The organism is Gardnerella sp. KA01001 (assembly GCF_049244025.1).
GTDB classification, from domain to species: domain Bacteria; phylum Actinomycetota; class Actinomycetes; order Actinomycetales; family Bifidobacteriaceae; genus Bifidobacterium; species Bifidobacterium swidsinskii.
The window spans coordinates 956,147-973,590 of record NZ_CP058366.1; the positions used below are offsets into that span (position 1 = coordinate 956,147).

14 protein-coding genes and 1 pseudogene are annotated in these 17,444 nt (G+C 44.1%); 14 read left to right on the plus strand and 1 reads right to left on the minus strand.

Features of this window, described 5'->3' with window-relative positions:
- Nucleotides 1-37 precede the first annotated feature (37 nt).
- The 3 genes and pseudogenes from HXT59_RS03845 to pyrE all read left to right on the plus strand — a co-directional run bounded on the left by HXT59_RS03845 (nt 38) and on the right by pyrE (nt 2,719).
- Nucleotides 38-933 (plus strand): annotated as a pseudogene (locus HXT59_RS03845) (dihydroorotate dehydrogenase electron transfer subunit).
- 5 nt (nt 934-938) lie between these two features.
- Nucleotides 939-1,964 (plus strand): dihydroorotate dehydrogenase, encoded by a 1,026-nt coding sequence (locus HXT59_RS03850; RefSeq protein ID WP_421784147.1) that lies wholly within the window; start codon nt 939-941, stop codon nt 1,962-1,964.
- A 62-nt stretch (nt 1,965-2,026) separates the two neighbouring features.
- Entirely contained in the window at nt 2,027-2,719 is a 693-nt protein-coding gene (gene pyrE, locus HXT59_RS03855) for an orotate phosphoribosyltransferase (protein WP_004106403.1), read from the plus strand.
- On the opposite strand, the gene HXT59_RS03860 is transcribed toward pyrE, so the two are convergent.
- Complete coding sequence (locus HXT59_RS03860) at nt 2,695-3,084, minus strand: YccF domain-containing protein (RefSeq protein WP_004106402.1); 390 nt, start codon at nt 3,082-3,084, stop codon at nt 2,695-2,697. The two genes, pyrE and HXT59_RS03860, sit on opposite strands and share 25 nt — an antisense overlap.
- Nucleotides 3,085-3,200: 116 nt before the next feature.
- Here HXT59_RS03860 and HXT59_RS03865 point away from each other — a divergent pair, with 116 nt between their 5' ends.
- The 11 genes from HXT59_RS03865 to HXT59_RS03915 all read left to right on the plus strand — a co-directional run bounded on the left by HXT59_RS03865 (nt 3,201) and on the right by HXT59_RS03915 (nt 17,401).
- Entirely contained in the window at nt 3,201-4,406 is a 1,206-nt protein-coding gene (locus HXT59_RS03865) for a zinc-ribbon domain-containing protein (protein ID WP_288231023.1), read from the plus strand.
- A gap of 83 nt (nt 4,407-4,489) precedes the next feature.
- The gene (efp, locus tag HXT59_RS03870; protein WP_116440461.1) at nt 4,490-5,053 is read left to right on the plus strand and encodes an elongation factor P; all 564 of its coding nucleotides are present in this window, start codon (nt 4,490-4,492) and stop codon (nt 5,051-5,053) included.
- Between the two features lie 168 nt (nt 5,054-5,221).
- Nucleotides 5,222-5,704, plus strand: a complete 483-nt coding sequence (gene nusB, locus HXT59_RS03875) for a transcription antitermination factor NusB (protein ID WP_288231024.1) — start codon at nt 5,222-5,224, stop codon at nt 5,702-5,704.
- Between the two features lie 86 nt (nt 5,705-5,790).
- Nucleotides 5,791-7,002 (plus strand): glutamine-hydrolyzing carbamoyl-phosphate synthase small subunit, encoded by a 1,212-nt coding sequence (gene carA / locus HXT59_RS03880; RefSeq protein ID WP_116440460.1) that lies wholly within the window; start codon nt 5,791-5,793, stop codon nt 7,000-7,002.
- Between the two features lie 32 nt (nt 7,003-7,034).
- Entirely contained in the window at nt 7,035-10,430 is a 3,396-nt protein-coding gene (gene carB, locus HXT59_RS03885; protein ID WP_174182564.1) for a carbamoyl-phosphate synthase large subunit, read from the plus strand.
- 3 nt (nt 10,431-10,433) lie between these two features.
- Complete coding sequence (pyrF, locus tag HXT59_RS03890) at nt 10,434-11,345, plus strand: orotidine-5'-phosphate decarboxylase (RefSeq protein ID WP_004108617.1); 912 nt, start codon at nt 10,434-10,436, stop codon at nt 11,343-11,345.
- A gap of 15 nt (nt 11,346-11,360) precedes the next feature.
- Nucleotides 11,361-11,969: a guanylate kinase gene (gene gmk, locus HXT59_RS03895; protein WP_415685165.1), complete on the plus strand. Its 609-nt coding sequence runs from the start codon at nt 11,361-11,363 to the stop codon at nt 11,967-11,969.
- Between the two features lie 82 nt (nt 11,970-12,051).
- Entirely contained in the window at nt 12,052-12,336 is a 285-nt protein-coding gene (gene rpoZ, locus HXT59_RS03900; RefSeq protein ID WP_004108619.1) for a DNA-directed RNA polymerase subunit omega, read from the plus strand.
- Between the two features lie 138 nt (nt 12,337-12,474).
- Nucleotides 12,475-13,692 carry a methionine adenosyltransferase gene (gene metK, locus HXT59_RS03905; RefSeq protein ID WP_116431642.1) on the plus strand — a complete coding sequence of 406 codons (1,218 nt, stop codon included), beginning with the start codon at nt 12,475-12,477 and terminating at the stop codon, nt 13,690-13,692.
- 72 nt (nt 13,693-13,764) lie between these two features.
- Nucleotides 13,765-16,185, plus strand: coding sequence for a primosomal protein N' (locus HXT59_RS03910; protein WP_421784151.1), 2,421 nt, complete (start codon nt 13,765-13,767; stop codon nt 16,183-16,185).
- A 22-nt stretch (nt 16,186-16,207) separates the two neighbouring features.
- Entirely contained in the window at nt 16,208-17,401 is a 1,194-nt protein-coding gene (locus HXT59_RS03915) for a shikimate dehydrogenase family protein (RefSeq protein WP_004108623.1), read from the plus strand.
- Nucleotides 17,402-17,444 lie beyond the last annotated feature (43 nt).

The following is a 17,444-nucleotide window of genomic DNA, read 5'->3' on the forward strand; positions in this document are numbered from 1 at the left end:
AACGGTACAAAACACATACAAGGGTAGGGGAAACCACATGAGTGATGGCATGTTTATTCCAACGCGAAAAGCCTCTGGAAACGCCATAATTACGTTACGTGAAGACGCTTTTGATTCTTCCGGCTCAAGTTCTGCAGACGAAAGCAATAATGCAAAATATTCGCGCCTTTGGGGGCGTAGAGCTGTAGAAGTACTCAATAATGAGAAGCTAGACGAAGGCGTGTACCGTTTGACTTTGCGAGATTCTGAGATTGCTAAAAAACTGCTCCTGCGCAATTTGTGAACTTGTATTCCCCTGACCCGACCGCTATGCTTCCGCGTCCTTTTGGAGTTGCAAGCGTAGAAGGCGATACTTTTACTTTGATTTTTGCTGTGATTGGCAAAGGCACTGCTAAGTTTGCTGAGCTTAAGCCAGGAGATAGCATTGACGCTCTTGGACCTTTAGGACTTGGCTTTAATATTTCCAAACCTGCACATTATCTGTTGGTCAGTGGCGGCTTGGGCGTGCCACCTATTTTGTGTGCTGCTCAAACGCTTTCAAAGCGTGAAGATTCTAGCGTAACGGCAGTGCTTGGCTACCGTAACAAGCGTTTTGCGGATGATTTAATGAAAGAATATATTTCAGACGTACACAGTATTACAAATGCTGAAGGAACTGTTATTACACTTCTTGACGAACTTGAAGAAAGTCAGCATCTTAATTTTGGAGACGATTTGCCAACGGTTATTTTGTCTTGCGGACCTTTGCCTATGATGAAAGCTGTAGCTCACTGGGCGCATGAAAGAAATATTGAGTGCCAGCTCAGTTTAGAAGCGCGTATGGGCTGCGGATACGGAACTTGCGTTGCTTGCGTTGTTGACACTTTGGAAGGCAGGCTGAAAGTTTGCAACGACGGTCCTGTTTTTGATGCGAATCGTTTGGGTTGGGAGTAAAAAATATGAGTGCTGTAAATAATGCCGAAAATAATTCTGTAAATAACGCAAATTCCGCAACAAATTGTGCAACAAGTTCCGCAACAAATTCCGCTGAAACTTTTGGTTTTGACACTAGCCACGTTTGGAAGCACCCAACTCAAGTCGCAGGCGTTAAGTGGAAAAACATGGTTGGAACTGCTTCTGGAACTTTCCAGCTTGCAGCTTGCCGACGCTTTTACGACGTAAGCCAACTCGGCGCAATTTGTACAAAAGGTGTTTCTCCTGTTCCGTGGGAAGGAAATCCTTCTCCGCGCACTGCAGAATCTCCTTCTGGAATGGTAAACGCAGTTGGATTGCAAAATCCTGGTGTCGACCATTATTTAGTAGACGAGTTGCCGAAACTAAAATCCATGGGAGCACTTGTTATTACTAATGTTGCAGGTCACAGTGACGACGATTATGCGCAAGTTGTTGAAAAGCTTGCAGATTCTGCGGCCGACATGCTTGAAATTAACGTAAGCTGCCCAAACGTGACTCACGGCGGAATGAGCGTTGGTACGGATCCGGTTGCATTGCACCGCTTAATTAAGCGTCTTCGCGCAATGACAAACAAGCCAATGATTGTAAAAATGACGCCAAATGTGACGGATATCGTTTCGATTTGCAAAGCTGCAGTTGATGCTGGAGCGGATGCTTTAAGCATGATTAACACGCTAGTTGGTTTGCGAATTGATATTCGAACAGGCGAGCCTATTATTGCAAATCGCACGGGCGGTGTTTCCGGTCCTGCTATTTTCCCGATTGGACTTGGGTTTGTGTGGCGAGTGCGTCAAGCTATGCCAGATATTCCAATTATTGGCATTGGCGGCATTGATTCTGGCGAAAAAGCTTTGGAATACTTGTATGCTGGCGCGAATGCTGTAGAAGTTGGTGCTGCTGCTTTGGTGGATCCTACTGCTCCTATTCGCATTGCTCGCGAGCTTGACGATTTGCTTGATTCTCGTCCAAAGCTTGCGTCTTTACTCGCTGAAGGCAAAACTTGGCGCTGAAATTAAGTATTTAAAAAGTATTTAGAAAGTATTTAAAATCATTTTAAGAAAGAGAGCTAATTATGGCAGAATTAGACGAACGTTTTACAAAGTTTTTGCTTGATTCAGGTGCGCTTAAATTTGGTGACTTTACGCTGAAATCTGGTCGTCAATCACCTTATTTTATTAACGCTGGTGCTTTTGACGACGGCATGAAAATCGCAAATCTAGGCGCATACTACGCTGAGCGCGTTGTTGCAGCAATCGAAGATGGCAAACTTCCGCAAGATATCGACACTGTTTTCGGCCCTGCTTATAAGGGTATTCCGCTGGCAGTTTCTACGGCAATGGCTTTGACGAATAATCATAATATGCCTGTTGGTTTTACTTTCGATCGCAAAGAGCGAAAGGATCATGGCGACGGCGGAATTATGGTTGGAAAACCGTTAAAAGACGGCATGAAAGTTCTGTTAGTTGACGACGTGATGACTGCTGGAACTGCAGTTCGCGAAACTTTGCCAAAGCTTAAAGCGGAAGCAAATGTGCAAGTTGTTGGCTTGATTTTGGCAGTAGACAGAATGGAACGCACGAAAGACAGCGAGCTTTCTGCAGTAAAAGCAGTAGAGCAGGAGTTTGGCTTCCCAGTTTTGCCAATTGCAAACGTGCGCGAAATTTTCGCTGCAGCAAAGCGTTTAGTTAATGCTGACGGTAAGCCAGTTATGGATGAGGAATTAGCTTCGCGCGCTGCAGATTACTTGCGTACGTATGGTGCGTAATTATCCTCTACAATTTCGGAACCAAACGGCCACAACGCAAGTTTTGCCATTTTGAAAGATTGTATGCCAAATGGGATGCCGACAATTGTGCAGCAGCAAATGAATCCTGAAACGATATAGCCTAATGCAAGCATTGGCCCAATGAAAAATACAATCCATAGTATGTTCCAAATTGTGCTAGTGCCGCCTTGGTAAATAACGTGTTTTCCAAATGGCGTGAGCGTGAGCTTTGCCATTTTGAATGCTTGAATACCGAATGGTATGCCAATAACGGTTATGCAAAGGAGGAAACTTATAAATAACCAGCTTGCAGCAATGAAAAGACCGCCGAATATCAGCCACACAATATTGCCAAGAAGTTTCATAAAAGTAGTATATAAGTTTTTTCAGTTTTAATGAAGTATGATTTTTGATAAGTGATTTATTGTAAGCGGGTGTAAAATCATGCGTTGCAATAGATGCATTTGTTTAAAGGAAGAATATGTTCTGCACGCAATGTGGTAATAAAAATGATGATAATAGCAAGTTTTGCAATACTTGCGGAGCGCTTTTAGAAGTTACGTCAACAGTCGAGCCGTCAATCCAAAGTCAACAATACGAATTGCCTACTAACGAAGCGCCTACTACTGTATTTCCTGCGCAGGAAGCTTTATCGGATAATCTAAGCGTTTCAGGTTCTCCTATTATGGGTTCTTCGAACGAACAGCCTTCTATGAATAATTCACCTTACGCACAAGGCGAAGCTCCGGCTAATTATTCTCATTCAGATGATGATAAGCGCAAGAAGAAAGTAATTATTACTTTAATAGCCGCTATTATTGCCTGTGTTTTGGTGATAGGTGCTGGTGCATGGTGGTATGTAAATAATGCGCGAACAGCTCAATCAAATAATAAAACTGAATTACAATCATCAAAATCAAAAAATAATAAATCTAAGCAGCATGTTCTAACCAATGATGATTTAGATTCAGACGATGAAGATAGTGATACTAGCAGCGATAAGGATAACGCTATTGGAGCGAGTGAAAAGCTCAATACCAAAAAAATCAATAAATTAGTAAACAATTTTGCTTCAAATAATAGCGTATCTGTAGCAATTTCTGGCAAGAAGGGCATATTGTATGAGTCTTCTAATTCTCGTAAAACATTCCCTGCTGTAGGTTTTTACTTCCCTGTTGTTCTTTATACTAAGGATAATCCACATCATGATTATGAAGATAAATGTGAAGATGTTATTAAGACAATGAGTAATGATTCCGCTAATGAGCTTTTAGATGATCAAGGTGGCATAGACGGATTAGATCAATGGCTGTCAGATAATGGCTATGCAAATACATCTTTTACTCGCAAATATGGTGATATTGATGCATCGAACGATGGTCACGAAAATCTTACTTCTTCTCATGATGCTGCGATGATGCTTTCAAAAGCTATGCAAAATTCGACTATTGCCAATGCGACGGGTTACGATATTTCTGCTGATGGCGTGAACGTTCCAGACGGCATAGAGGTTATGGCTCATCGTGGTCAAGGAATTAAGAATGTTTATAACTATTTCTTGATTCTTAAGAAGGGCAAGAACAAGATTGGAGTGTCTGTTTTAACAAAAAGTGCAGATAAAGATGACGTTGCTGAATTTGTTTCAAAATTGTTGAATTTGCTGAAAAATAATCTTCAAATATATTAAGTTGACACTTTGTGGCATAATAAGCAAGGTTTATTTCTTAGCTGCTTAATTTGCAGCCTATTAGCGAAAGAAACGGGTAACTCGTGGCACAGACTACCAATGATATTAAGAATGGATCGGTTTTGAACCTTGACGGTCAGCTTTGGACCGTCGTTAAGTTCCAGCACGTGAAGCCAGGCAAGGGTCCTGCTTTTGTGCGTACCACCATTAAGAACGTGCTCTCGGGCAAGATTGTCGACAAGACTTTTAATGCCGGCATGAAGATGGAGTTCGAGACCGTTGATAACCGCACGTTGCAATATTCATACGAAGATGGCGACAACTTCGTCTTTATGGATATGACCACTTACGACCAGGTTTATATTCCTAAGGCTTTGGTTGGCGAGCAGAGCAAGTATTTGCTTGAAGGCACCGACTGCATCGTAAGCTTCCATGACGGCACTCCTTTGAGCGTTGAGCTTCCAGCTTCAGTGATTTTGACTGTTACTCACACTGAGCCAGGCTTGCAAGGCAATCGTTCTAACGCTGGTACTAAGCCTGCAACCGTGGAAACCGGTGCTGAAATCCAGGTTCCGCTCTTCGTGGGTGAAGGCGAAAAGGTGAAGGTCGACACTCGTGACGGCTCTTACCTTGGTCGTGAAAACTAAAGAATTAATTATCTAATTAAAATAATTAGTTATCTAATTAAATTAGCTATTTATTTCTCAATAATTTTTTATAGTGTGACCCGGTGGCGATTATTCGTTGCTGGGTCGCGTAATTTTTGATACAACTTTATTAAGTAATTTTTATACGTTACACAGAAGGGCGTTACGATGGCACGTTCTACCGCTCGTAAAAGAGCTTTGAATACGCTGTATGAGGCGGATGAGAAGAATCAGCATATTCTTTCTTTGCTTGAGGAGCGAGTTAAGGAGCCTGGCGCTCAAACTCCGCTCCCAGAGTACGCTATTGAGATTGTTCGAGGCGTAGGAGAGCGACGTAACAGAATTGACAAGACACTAAACCGCTATTCGACTGGCTGGAAAGTTGGCAGAATGGCTGTTATTGATCGCAATATTTTGCGCATTGCGGTGTGGGAAATGCTTCTTAATGATGAGATTCCAGATAAAGTTGCTATTGACGAGGCTATTGCGCTCGCAAAAATGTATAGCGATGACGAAGCTATTGCGTTTATTCATGGCTTACTAAGCGCGATTATGGCAGATAAAGACACTTGCTTGGCAAAGTTTAACGGCGAATCTTCTCCTGAAGACGCTGCTACGGAAGAGTCTACGGAAGAAGCTGCTGCCGAGTAAGAAGCAATAACTATCGCCGGCGCGTCGCCCGTCCGCCAACCTGAGTAGACTTGCCAAGAATATCCTAAAGCCATAAGGGGGTTAAGGTGGATTACAACGACACCTTTGCCGGATTCGGCAGTGATGATGCAGTATTGGTGTTGGAGGATGGTCAGGTTTACGTTGGTAAGCCTTTCGGTGCGCAAGGTTCTACGCGCGCTGAGATTGTGTTCTCCACGGGCATGACTGGTTATCAAGAAACATTAACTGATCCAAGTTATGATCAACAAATCGTAGTTCAAACATTCCCACATATAGGTAATACGGGAATGAATCACGAAGATTCAGAATCTGCCCACATTTGGGTTGCAGGTTACGTAGTTAAGGAGCCAAGCCCAGTAGTTAGCAATTGGCGAGCTGAAGGTTCCTTGGAAGACGATTTACAAAAGCAAGGTATCGTTGGCATTAGTGGTATTGATACTCGAAAGCTGGTACGTCATTTACGCTCGGTAGGCGTTATGCGTGCCGGCATTTTTTCTAATAAGGCCCTGGTTGATCCGTCAACCGGGGCTTTTCGTACCGTCGCTTCTTTCGTTGACGAAATTAAGCAAACTCCTCAAATGCAAGGTTTGCGTTTAACGGATGAAGTAAGCACTAAAGAGACGTACACGATTGAGCCTTGCGGTGATTTTGAAGAAAAAGATCCACTTTACACGGTTGTAGCAGTTGACTTTGGTATTAAATCTATGACTCCTCACCGTTTGGCTGAACGCGGCTGCTGTGTGCACGTTGTAAGCTCCTCAATAAGCTTCGAATCGCTGCAAGCTCTTAACGCAGACGGCGTATTCTTCTCGAATGGTCCTGGAGATCCTGGCCAAGCAAATCGCGAAGTTGATCTTTTGCGTAAAGTTTTGGATGCAGGTTACCCGTTCTTTGGTATCTGCTTTGGAAACCAGTTACTTGGTCGCGCGCTCGGCTTTGGAACTTACAAGTTGAAGTTTGGTCACCGTGGTATTAATCAGCCTGTAAAAGACGTTACAACCGGAAAAGTGGAAGTTACGGCTCACAATCACGGCTTTGCTGTGGACGCACCTCTTGATGGCCCTGTTCAATCTCCTTACGAAAACGGCCACTTTGGTCGCGTAATGGTGTCGCATATTGACTTGAACGACAATGTTGTAGAAGGCTTACAATGCCTTGATATTCCAGCGTTCTCAGTGCAATATCATCCGGAAGCTGCAGCAGGCCCGCACGATGCTTCCTATCTATTTGACCGTTTTGTGCAATTGATGCGCGAAAACACTCGAAAAAGCAAGTAAGATTTTAAGATTTACGGAAAGAGAAGTTTACTATGCCAAAACGTACTGATATTAAGTCGGTTATGGTAATTGGTTCCGGCCCGATTGTTATTGGTCAGGCTGCAGAGTTTGATTATTCCGGAACGCAGGCTTGCCGAGTTCTTCGCGAAGAAGGCATTCGCGTAATTTTGGTCAACTCTAACCCGGCTACGATTATGACCGACCCGGAACTTGCGGACGCAACATATATTGAGCCAATTGACACTTCGATTTTGGAGCGAATTATTGCAAAGGAGCGTCCGGATGCGCTTCTTCCAACGCTTGGTGGTCAAACTGCACTTAATGCTGCAATGGATTTGGGTCGTGCAGGAATCCTAGAAAAATATAACGTTGAGCTTATTGGCGCTTCTTTGGAAGCAATCGACCGCGGCGAAGACCGAGAGCTTTTCAAAAAAGTCGTTGAAAAAGCCGGAGCTGAGTCAGCAAAATCCTTTATTGCTCACTCGATTGAAGAAGTAGACAAAATTGTTGAAACTTTAGGATACCCGGTAGTAGTACGTCCAAGCTTCACAATGGGCGGCTTGGGCTCTGGTATTGCTCATAACGAAGAAGAGCTTCACCGCATTGCAGGAGCCGGCATTCACTATTCTCCAACAAACGAAGTGCTTATTGAAGAAGGCATTGAAGGCTGGAAAGAGTTTGAGCTTGAACTTATGCGCGACGCAAAAGATAACGTCGTAGTTGTTTGCCCAATCGAAAACGTCGATCCTGTAGGTGTGCACACTGGCGACTCGATTACAGTAGCTCCTTGCTTTACACTTACAGACCGCGAGTATCAGAAGATGCGCGATATCGGTATTGCTATTATTCGAGGCGTTGGCGTCGATACCGGCGGTTGCAATATTCAGTTTGCAATCAACCCTCAAACTGGTCGCATTATCGTCATCGAAATGAACCCGCGTGTGTCTCGTTCTTCCGCGCTCGCATCTAAAGCAACCGGCTTCCCAATCGCAAAAATCGCAACGAAACTTGCTCTCGGCTACACTTTGGATGAAATTCAAAACGATATTACGCGTTCAACTCCTGCAAGCTTCGAGCCAACAATCGACTATGTTGTAACGAAGATTCCGCGCTTTGCTTTCGAAAAGTTCCCAGGAGCAGACACCACGCTTACAACTTCTATGAAGTCGGTTGGCGAAGCAATGGCTTTGGCTGGAAACTTCCAGGAATCCCTTGGAAAAGCAATGCGCTCAATCGACAAGCGTCATTCATGCTTTAACTGGGATGGCGAACGCCCAGGCAAGGAAGAAGTTAATAAGCTTCTTGAAGAAATGCATACTCCAACCGAGCATCGCTACTTGCAAATCCAGCGCGCGCTTTGGGGTGGAGCAACGCCAGATCAAATTTTTGCAGCAACAAAAATCGACCCTTGGTTTGTAGAGCAGCTGGCTCAAATTAACGAAACTGCGCTCGCAGTTCGTGAAGCTGAAACCTTAACTCCTAAAGTTTTGAAGCGTGCTAAACTTGCTGGTCTTTCGGACGTGCAGATTGCGCATTTGCGTAATCTTGGCGACGAAGGCGAAAACATGGTTCGTGAGCTTCGTTGGGCTTACGGTTTGCGCCCTGTTTACAAGACTGTTGACACTTGCGCAGCTGAGTTCGACGCAGCAACTCCGTACTACTATTCTTGCTACGCTGACGAAAGCGAGTTGAAGAAGCGCGATCGCGAAGCTGTGATTATCCTTGGCTCTGGTCCAAACAGAATCGGCCAGGGTATTGAGTTTGATTACACTTGCGTTCACGCTGTTCAGGAATTGGGCAAGGATTACGACACCATTATGGTTAATTGCAATCCTGAAACAGTTTCTACAGATTACGACATGTCTGACCGCCTTTACTTTGAGCCTCTTACTTTCGAAGATGTGCTTGAAATTTACGAAGCAGAAAAGAAGCTTGGACCTGTTAAGGGCGTGATTGTGCAGCTTGGTGGTCAAACGCCACTTTCGCTTGCTGCTCGTCTTAAAGCTGCAGGAGTTCCAATTTTGGGAACGACTCCTGAGGCTATTGATTTGGCTGAAAATCGTGAGCTTTTCGGCGAGGTTCTTCGTCAAGAAGGCATGAACGCTCCTCGATACGGCACAGCTTTGAGTCTTGAGGAAGCAAAAGATGCAGCTCACGCAATCGGCTACCCGGTTCTTGTGCGCCCAAGCTACGTGCTCGGCGGTCGCGGAATGGAGATTGTATACGACGACGCTCAGCTTGCAAAGTATGTTGATCGCGCATTGGATGAGGCTCGAGCAGACACGGTTGTTTCTGGCAGATTGCCTTCGCCGCTTTTGATTGATAAGTTCCTTCAGGACGCTATTGAAATCGATGTTGACGCGCTTTACGACGGCAACGAGCTTTATATTGGCGGCATTATGGAGCATGTTGAGGAAGCTGGTGTGCACTCTGGTGACGCTGCTTGTACTCTTCCTCCAAGCACGCTTTCGGACGATCAAATTCGACGCCTTCGCGAGGGTACGCTTTCGATTGCTCGCGGCTGCTCTGTTCGCGGTCTGATTAACGTGCAGTACGCTTTTATGGCAAACACTTTGTATGTAATTGAAGCAAATCCTCGAGCGTCTCGTACTGTTCCGTTTGCTTCTAAAGCTACTGGCGTTGCTCTTGCTAAAGCTGCTGCTCGAATTATGGCTGGTGAAACCATTGCACAGCAGCGCAAGCGTGGACTTCTTCTCCCGCAAGGCGATGGCGGAGATATTCACCCAGGTCAGCAGGTTGCTATCAAAGCTTCTGTGCTGCCTTTCAAGCGTTTCCGTACTCCTGTTGGTCGTACGGTTGATATTTTACTTGGACCAGAAATGCGCTCTACTGGCGAAGTTATGGGCTTCGATCGTGACTTCCCACATGCTTTTGCTAAGAGCCAGCTTGCAGCATACAAGGGTGGTTTGCCTACCAGCGGCAACGTGTTTGTGTCTGTAAGTGATGCAGATAAGCGTCAACTTCCGCTTCTTGCAGTGCGATTAGTGGAGCTTGGTTTTACTATTTGGGCTACTGAAGGTACAGCTTCTGTGCTTCGTCGTTATGGTATTGATTCCGTGATTGTCGATAAGCTTTCTAGTCAGGGCGACACGGCGAAGGATATGCCAAATAGTGAGAAAGCGCATGAAAGAATCGGTAAGAATGTTGTAGAGCTTATCGAAAATGGTAAGATTGATATGGTATTGAATACGCCGAATTCAAGGGGATCGCGCACTGATGGTTATGCCATTCGTGCGGCAGCTGTAGCAGCTGATCTTCCGCAATTCACTACTATTACCGAATTCGCACCAGTATTAATGGCTATTGAAGCTGTTAAGAACAACGATTATCAGGTGATGAGCATACAAGAACATGCTCAGCAGTTGTTTGCAATTGAACAGGCAGAAAGTCAAGAAAGTCGGGCTTAATACATGACCGAGAGCATTCGTGATCAAGAAGTGCAGGCGCAACGATCCGATTTTGGTTTGCGTTTGAAGAACGCTATGGCAAAATATGGACCATTGTGTGTTGGAATCGATCCTCATCGCAAAATGCTGCTTAATTGGGGATACAACATGGATGCTCTTGGAGCTGAACTTTTTTCTATGCGCATGCTGCAAGCTATGAATGGTAGGGCAGCGGCAGTTAAATTCCAATCCAGCATGTTTGAGCGCTATGGTTCTAAGGGTTTCGCAGCGCTTGAGCGTGTGCTGTATGCCGCTCGTCAAATGGATATTATTACTATCGTTGATTGCGGTCATGGAGGATTGTCTACTACTATTTCTGCGCTTGCAGACGCATATTTTAAGCCTGGAGCTCCGCTTCTTGCTGATGCTATTACTTTGCTTCCTTATTATGGCGCACGTTCTATGGGCGGCTTAATTAACGAAGCTCTTAATAACGGTCGCGGTGTTTTTATTGCGTCTCTAACTTCTAATCGCGAAGGCGCAAGTTTGCAAACTGCTATTAGGCAAAGCGGAACTTACCGCGGAACTACTGTAGCTCACGGAATTGCTCAAACGGCTCAAAGTTTTAACAATAAAACTAAAGGAATGGGTTCTGTTGGTTTAATTGTTGGAGCGACTATTGGCGACTGGATGAACGGTGGTGGAATTGACGTAACCAGTTTTACTGGTCCAATTCTTTCTCCTGGTTATGGGTGGCAAGGTGCAGAAGCTGACGATTTAAAGCGTGTTTTTGCTGGTACACATGGTAATGTATTGGTAACTGTTTCGCGTTCGATTGCGTCGCATGGTCCAGATATTGGTGAACTTTCGGCTGCAACTGAACGCATAGCATTGGATATTCGTCAGGCTCTTGTTGATTCAGGCGAATGTGTGTAAACGAGAGGTAAACAAATGGGTGCCACGGATGAGACTGCAGATTCGCAGTCTAGACGTCGATTAATCGTATTAACGGGTCCTACTGCGGCTGGTAAAGGCACAGTAGAAGGCATACTTCGTGAGAAGCATCCTCATATTTGGCTATCTGTTTCTGCTACCACTCGTGCGCCTAGACCTGGTGAATTTAATGGTATTCACTATTGGTTCTTAGATGAAGAAGAATTTGAGCGTCGTAAGCGTAATGGTGAATTCTTGGAAACCGCGCTGGTTCATGGCACGGCTCATTATGGCACCCTTCTTCAGCCTGTTTTGGATCATCTTACGCAAGATATTCCTACTTTGCTGGAAATAGATTTGCAAGGAGCTAGGCGCGTAAAACAAGAGGCTGCTCGTCTTGGATTAGAAGTTGTGTACGTGTTCATTGCGCCTCCGAGCTTTGAAGAGCTTAAGCGTCGTCTTATTGGTCGTGGTACTGAAACTCCTGAGCAGCAAGCAAAACGTTTGGAAACTGCTAAAGTTGAAATTGCTGCAGCTAAAGAGTTCGATGTTGTTATTGTGAACGATAATGCTGAGCGTGCCGCAGATGAACTGTGGAATGTTATTGCAAGCGAATACGACTTATAGTTAAAACTTACGCAATATCCAATCGATAGCATATAATAAGCCTTTTGGAACTATTGTGGCACCATAGAATTTGGAGAATATTATGGCATTAGGCACTCAGCCAACACCTACTGGTCTTGCGAATCCACCGATTGATGATTTAATGCAACATGCGGATTCCAAGTATGCGCTTGCCTTATTTGCTGCAAAACGAGCACGTCAAATTAATGCTTATTTTACTCAGCTTAATGAAGGTTTGCTTCAAAATGTTGGCCCACTAGTTGAGTATCAAAATCAAGAAAAGCCTTTAGCTATTGCTTTCCGCGAAATTAATGCTGGATTGCTTGAAGAGACTCTTGGTGAGGACGATTTAAGCGAAGGTAATTAATAAGCCTTGCTAATAAACGTCTTTATGGGTATTCGCAGTCGCGTATCATCCGTGCTCAATAAAGCGGATGCACGGCTGCGTTTTTCACTTTATTTAGCCTGTATTTAGCCTTATCGACTATAAACGTAAGGGGGAAATGTGGAAGAACGTAAATTAATTTCTGCAGAATCTGTAACTGAAGGTCATCCTGACAAGTTATGCGATCAAATTGCTGACGCTATATTGGACGATATGCTTCGTCAGGATCCTCATGCGCATGTTGCTGTAGAGGTTTGTGCTTCCGTTGGTCAGTTTGTGGTTTTTGGCGAAGTGCGTGGTGAAGTTTATAGCGATATTCCGGGAATCGTGCGTCAAGTTGTTCGTAATGTTGGCTACACGAGCTCCACAATTGGTCTTGATGCTGATTCTTGTGGTGTTATGGTTTCTTTAACTGAGCAAAGTGCAGAAATCAATCAAGGTGTTGCTAGGTTGGATGCTTCTTGCGAGAGTGCATCTTCTCGTGAGGAGCGCTACGCTGCTCAAGGTGCAGGCGATCAAGGTGTTATGTTTGGTTACGCTAGCGACGAAACAGATACTTTAATGCCTTTGCCGATTTATCTTGCTCATCGTTTAGCTCAAAAGCTTGCTAAAGTTCGTAAAGATGGCACTGTTGCGCATTTGCGTCCAGATGGGAAAACTCAAGTAACGATTGAGTATGATTCAAAAGGATCGCCTAAACGTTTGGATACTGTGCTTATTTCTACTCAGCATGACCCAGAAGTTTCTAGAGACTGGTTACAAGATCAGCTTGTTGAACATGTTGTTAATCCTGTGTTGGACGAAGTTCTTGCTCAAAAAGTTGCGCACGATTCGTACCGTATGCTTGTAAACCCTACTGGCTCCTTCGTTTTGGGAGGTCCTGCAGCTGATTCGGGCTTAACTGGTCGAAAAATTATTGTTGACACTTATGGTGGTGCTGCTCATCATGGTGGTGGAGCTTTTTCCGGTAAGGATCCTAGCAAAGTTGACCGTTCTGCAGCTTATGCAGCTCGCTGGGTTGCAAAAAATATTGTGGCAGCTGGTTTAGCTCATAAGGCAGAAGTTCAAGTTGCTTATGCTATTGGTATTGCTGATCCTGTAAGCGTAAACGTAGAAACTTTCGGAACTGAAGCTGAAGGTATTACGCGTGCAGATATTGCGCGTGCTGTGCGTGAAGTATTTGATTTGCGTCCAGCTGCGATTATTGATGAGCTTAACTTGCTTAAGCCAATTTATGCTCCAACCGCAGCTTATGGTCATTTTGGTCGTACGGATGTCAAATTCCCTTGGGAAGAAACGAATCGTATTGAGCAATTGAAAGATGCGCTAAAAAAGTAGTTTTATTGATAAATTTTGCTGTAAAATAACAGTAATTATGTGATGTAATTCAAGTAAAACTAAGGGTTATTTATGGCAGAGCAACCTTCGCTAGACGGCTTAGCGCGTAAAACAAGACGTAAGCGCAATGCTGTTTCTCTAGTGCCTGCTAATGAATGCCCTATTGCGCATGTGATGCTTGATGTTCAAGCTTCACATTTAGGTCGTACTTTTGATTACTTGATATCGCAAGATCAAGATGAATCTGCTCAGCCTGGGGCGTTTGTACGCGTTCGTTTTGGAGCACAAAAGCTCACTGGAGTTATTTGGTCTCGTTCTTCGCATACAGACACCCCTCATACTGCTTTAAGATTTTTAGAGCGCGTGTTTCCTTCAGATGTTTTGCTTTCTAAATCTTTGCGAGACGATATTGACGCCATAGCTAAAGCTTATGGTGGAACTAGCTCAAATATTTTGCGTCTTGCTGTGCCTCAACGCGTAGCTCGTGTTGAGCATGAGGAAGTTTTTGACAACATACGCTTGCAACGCAGAAAACAGTGGCGTGAAAATCTTAAGAAGCGTTTGCAAAACGATAACAATACAAACCCAGGTTACGCTACAACTTCTCGCATGATTTATGATTACGAAAATGCAAATATTTTATACAATGCATTAATCAAAAAATCTATTGACGCAAGTTTTAGTGAAAATAAAACAGAAAATCAATTAGTCAAGCAAGCAGAAAATAATTCTTCTCAATCTTTTATTGTAGACGCTTTACCAGGTTCTTGCCGACTTGCACAAGATTTAGCGTGGATGATTGTCACTGCTTTAAGCGCGTGTAAGCAAGCTGTTGTAGTTTTGCCGACGCTAAGAGAAGTAAATGATGTGATGCGCGCGCTAATGGTTTACGGATTAAAGCCATATAAGCGCGTCAGTGAGAATCATCGTGGTTTTTCTGCTGGAAGTTTTGATGGCGATGTTGCTCGACTTTGTGCTGCGGATCCTCCAGCTGATAGATATAGAGCTTGGCGTGCAATCGCGTCCGGAATAGTTCCTTGCGTTCTTGGCACTAGAGCTGCAATGTATGCTCCAGTTGAGGGAGATGCTTTATTTGCGATTGTTGAAGATTGCGCGTACCAATATGCTGATGGCATGATGCCGTATGCTCAAGCGCGTGGCGTTATGCGGCTTCGTGCGAAAAGGCATGGCGGCGTATTTGTGTCAATGTCGTATTCCAGAAGCGCGCTTAGTCAAAGTGAAGTAGACTGCTATATGTCGAATGCGCAAGATGCGCAAGGTGAGCAATCCGTTCAAACTACTAAAGTTATTCAAACTACTCAATCTGCTAAAACTGCTGAAACAATAAGCGGATCTAGCATCCCTGTAAGTGCGAGTAGACTTGCTCGCGAAAAGTTAGTTCCGTGGGTTCGTTGGCTTAATCGTGAAGCTTTATTGAAATTAGCTGACCCAAGTATTGGCGCTCGCATACCGCATAGCGCAGTAAGAGCTATTAATGATGCTCTTTCGGATGGTAAGCCTGTGCTGCTTTCTATTGCGCAAGATGGTGTGACGCAATCGGCTATATGCTCTTCTTGCAAACGTCAAGCGCGCTGTAGACGATGTACCGGGCCTCTCGATGTTGCAAATAGTCAGCAAACAGCACGTTGCTCGTGGTGTGGTGCTAGTGCAATAAATTGGTCTTGTTCTAATTGTGGCAGTAGCAATATGCGAGTTATACAAGTTGGCGCTGCTGGTGTTGCAGAAGAATTATCTAAACTATTTCGCAACGTGCCTATTATTATTTCGTCACAACACCAACCGAACGGAATTATCCAGTGTATTGATGAAAAACCTGTAATTGTTGTTGCAACTCCTGGATGTGAGCCTCGCGTACAAACGCAAGACGCAAATTGTAACGGAGAATATGGTGTTGTAGCAATACTCGATACGTGGGTAAGTTTGTACGCTTCGGGGCTTGATGCGCGAATAGATACACTTAATTCGTGGATGAAAGCTTCTGCTTTATGTGCTCCTAGAGCGCGCGGAGGAAGTGTGCTTTTGATTGGCGAAACGTATCCTGTTCTTGCGCGTGCGCTTACATTGTGGGATACGACTCAACTTTCTTGCAATGAGCTTTCAGAAAGAGCTCAAGCAATATTGCCGCCTTGTGTAGCTGCAGCATGCGTATGGGGTGCTCGTGATGCGGTTATGCATGCGCTTGAAAACATTGGTGCAATGCAAGAAAATCTCGGGTGCGAAAGTAGTCAAGATGCTGATTTTTCAGCAATTTCTCCATTATTAGGAATTGTTCCAATGCATCCGCCTGTTACAGACAGATACCAGCATTTTGACGATATTTACGACCGTGTAAAAGCTGTAGTAAGAGTTCCGCTTTATTTAAGACAAGAATTAGTGAACCGATTGCACAAGGAAGTAGCTCGTCACGTAGCAACACGTGCTGCAGGAGAGTTGCGTTTTTGTGTTGATCCAAAAGATTTATTAGCGTACTAACTTACTAATAGGGGAGAGAAAAATGTTAAAAACATATCATTGCGCAGTTTTGGGAGATCCTATTTCACATTCGCTGTCGCCTGTGCTTCACAACACGGCTTATAAGGCTTTAGGTCTTACAAATTGGCAATATAGTAAGGAAAAAGTAAGCGAAACAGAGCTTCGCGATTTTATTGCGCATCTTGACGATTCTTGGAAAGGCTTAAGCCTTACTATGCCGCTTAAAAAAACCGTAATGAAACTCGGTACACCTTGCGACTACTGGTCGCGCGCGCTTAACGTGGCAAATACTGCAGTTTTTACTAGCAACCCAGCAACAGCTTCGCAATCGCAAATAAAGCTATACAACACTGACGTAAGTGGCATATTAATAACATTTATGCAAGCATTACATGAGCGCATATGCGAAGTAAAAAAGGCTGTTATTATTGGCAGCGGCAACACTGCGTCCTCTGCATTGGCAGCTTTAATTGAAATTGCGCAAGTAGCAAAGCTTGAGCAGGTGCAAGTTGTTGCTAGAACTGAAGATAACGGTAGTGTAAAAGGCGTTGAACGTTTTAATAATCTTATACAAAAGTATTGCGCTGATTTTCCAAATAAAATAAGCATAGGTCAAAATAATAAAAGCGAAGAAAATGACGCTATGTATGAGCCTGTGCAAGGTATTGAGTTCCCAACAATAAGCGAAGAAGTATTTTCAAAATTTGCAGACTATAGCGCAGAAAAATTGAGTGCAGAAAAATTGTCAGAATGTGATAAATCTCTCATTTTGAAATCTTTAAATTCACTCGAAGCTGTTCGTGCAATCGCAGAAGCAGACATAGTCATAAGCACAGTTCCAGCGCATGTAGCAGATCCAATTGCGCTTGCGTTGAAAGCGTACTGTCAAGATAGTGCGAATAATCAAACGAAATTAGGAACATTGCTTGACGTAGTTTACGATCCTCGCCCAAGCATGCTACTTAGTGTATGGCAACAATACGGTTGCGCTATTGGCGGAGAAGAAATGCTTTTGCAACAAGCTTTAGCACAAGTAAGTCTTATGACGATTGAGTACAGGCAATCTAAAGAAAATTTTGGGAATTGTGCTAAGACTGGCGCTGAGGATTGTGCTGAGACTGGTTCTGAGCTTGGTTATAAACCTAGTGCTGACAAGGCTAGATATTACGATGACTTAAGTAGTCTCATGCGAAAAGCCTTACAGGAGGCATTATGAGCGATAATACGCAACATACTACGCAAAGTGATGTGCAACGTGA

Bases quoted from the DNA above. Each gene is read 5' to 3' on its own strand.
- HXT59_RS03850 (WP_421784147.1), top strand. From the start codon at position 939: ATGAGTGCTGTAAATAATGCCGAAAATAATTCTGTAAATAACGCAAAT.
- pyrE (WP_004106403.1), top strand. From the start codon at position 2,027: ATGGCAGAATTAGACGAACGTTTTACAAAGTTTTTGCTTGATTCAGGT.
- HXT59_RS03860 (WP_004106402.1), bottom strand. From the start codon at position 3,084: ATGAAACTTCTTGGCAATATTGTGTGGCTGATATTCGGCGGTCTTTTC.
- HXT59_RS03865 (WP_288231023.1), top strand. From the start codon at position 3,201: ATGTTCTGCACGCAATGTGGTAATAAAAATGATGATAATAGCAAGTTT.
- nusB (WP_288231024.1), top strand. From the start codon at position 5,222: ATGGCACGTTCTACCGCTCGTAAAAGAGCTTTGAATACGCTGTATGAG.
- carB (WP_174182564.1), top strand. From the start codon at position 7,035: ATGCCAAAACGTACTGATATTAAGTCGGTTATGGTAATTGGTTCCGGC.
- pyrF (WP_004108617.1), top strand. From the start codon at position 10,434: ATGACCGAGAGCATTCGTGATCAAGAAGTGCAGGCGCAACGATCCGAT.
- gmk (WP_415685165.1), top strand. From the start codon at position 11,361: ATGGGTGCCACGGATGAGACTGCAGATTCGCAGTCTAGACGTCGATTA.
- rpoZ (WP_004108619.1), top strand. From the start codon at position 12,052: ATGGCATTAGGCACTCAGCCAACACCTACTGGTCTTGCGAATCCACCG.
- HXT59_RS03910 (WP_421784151.1), top strand. From the start codon at position 13,765: ATGGCAGAGCAACCTTCGCTAGACGGCTTAGCGCGTAAAACAAGACGT.
- HXT59_RS03915 (WP_004108623.1), top strand. From the start codon at position 16,208: ATGTTAAAAACATATCATTGCGCAGTTTTGGGAGATCCTATTTCACAT.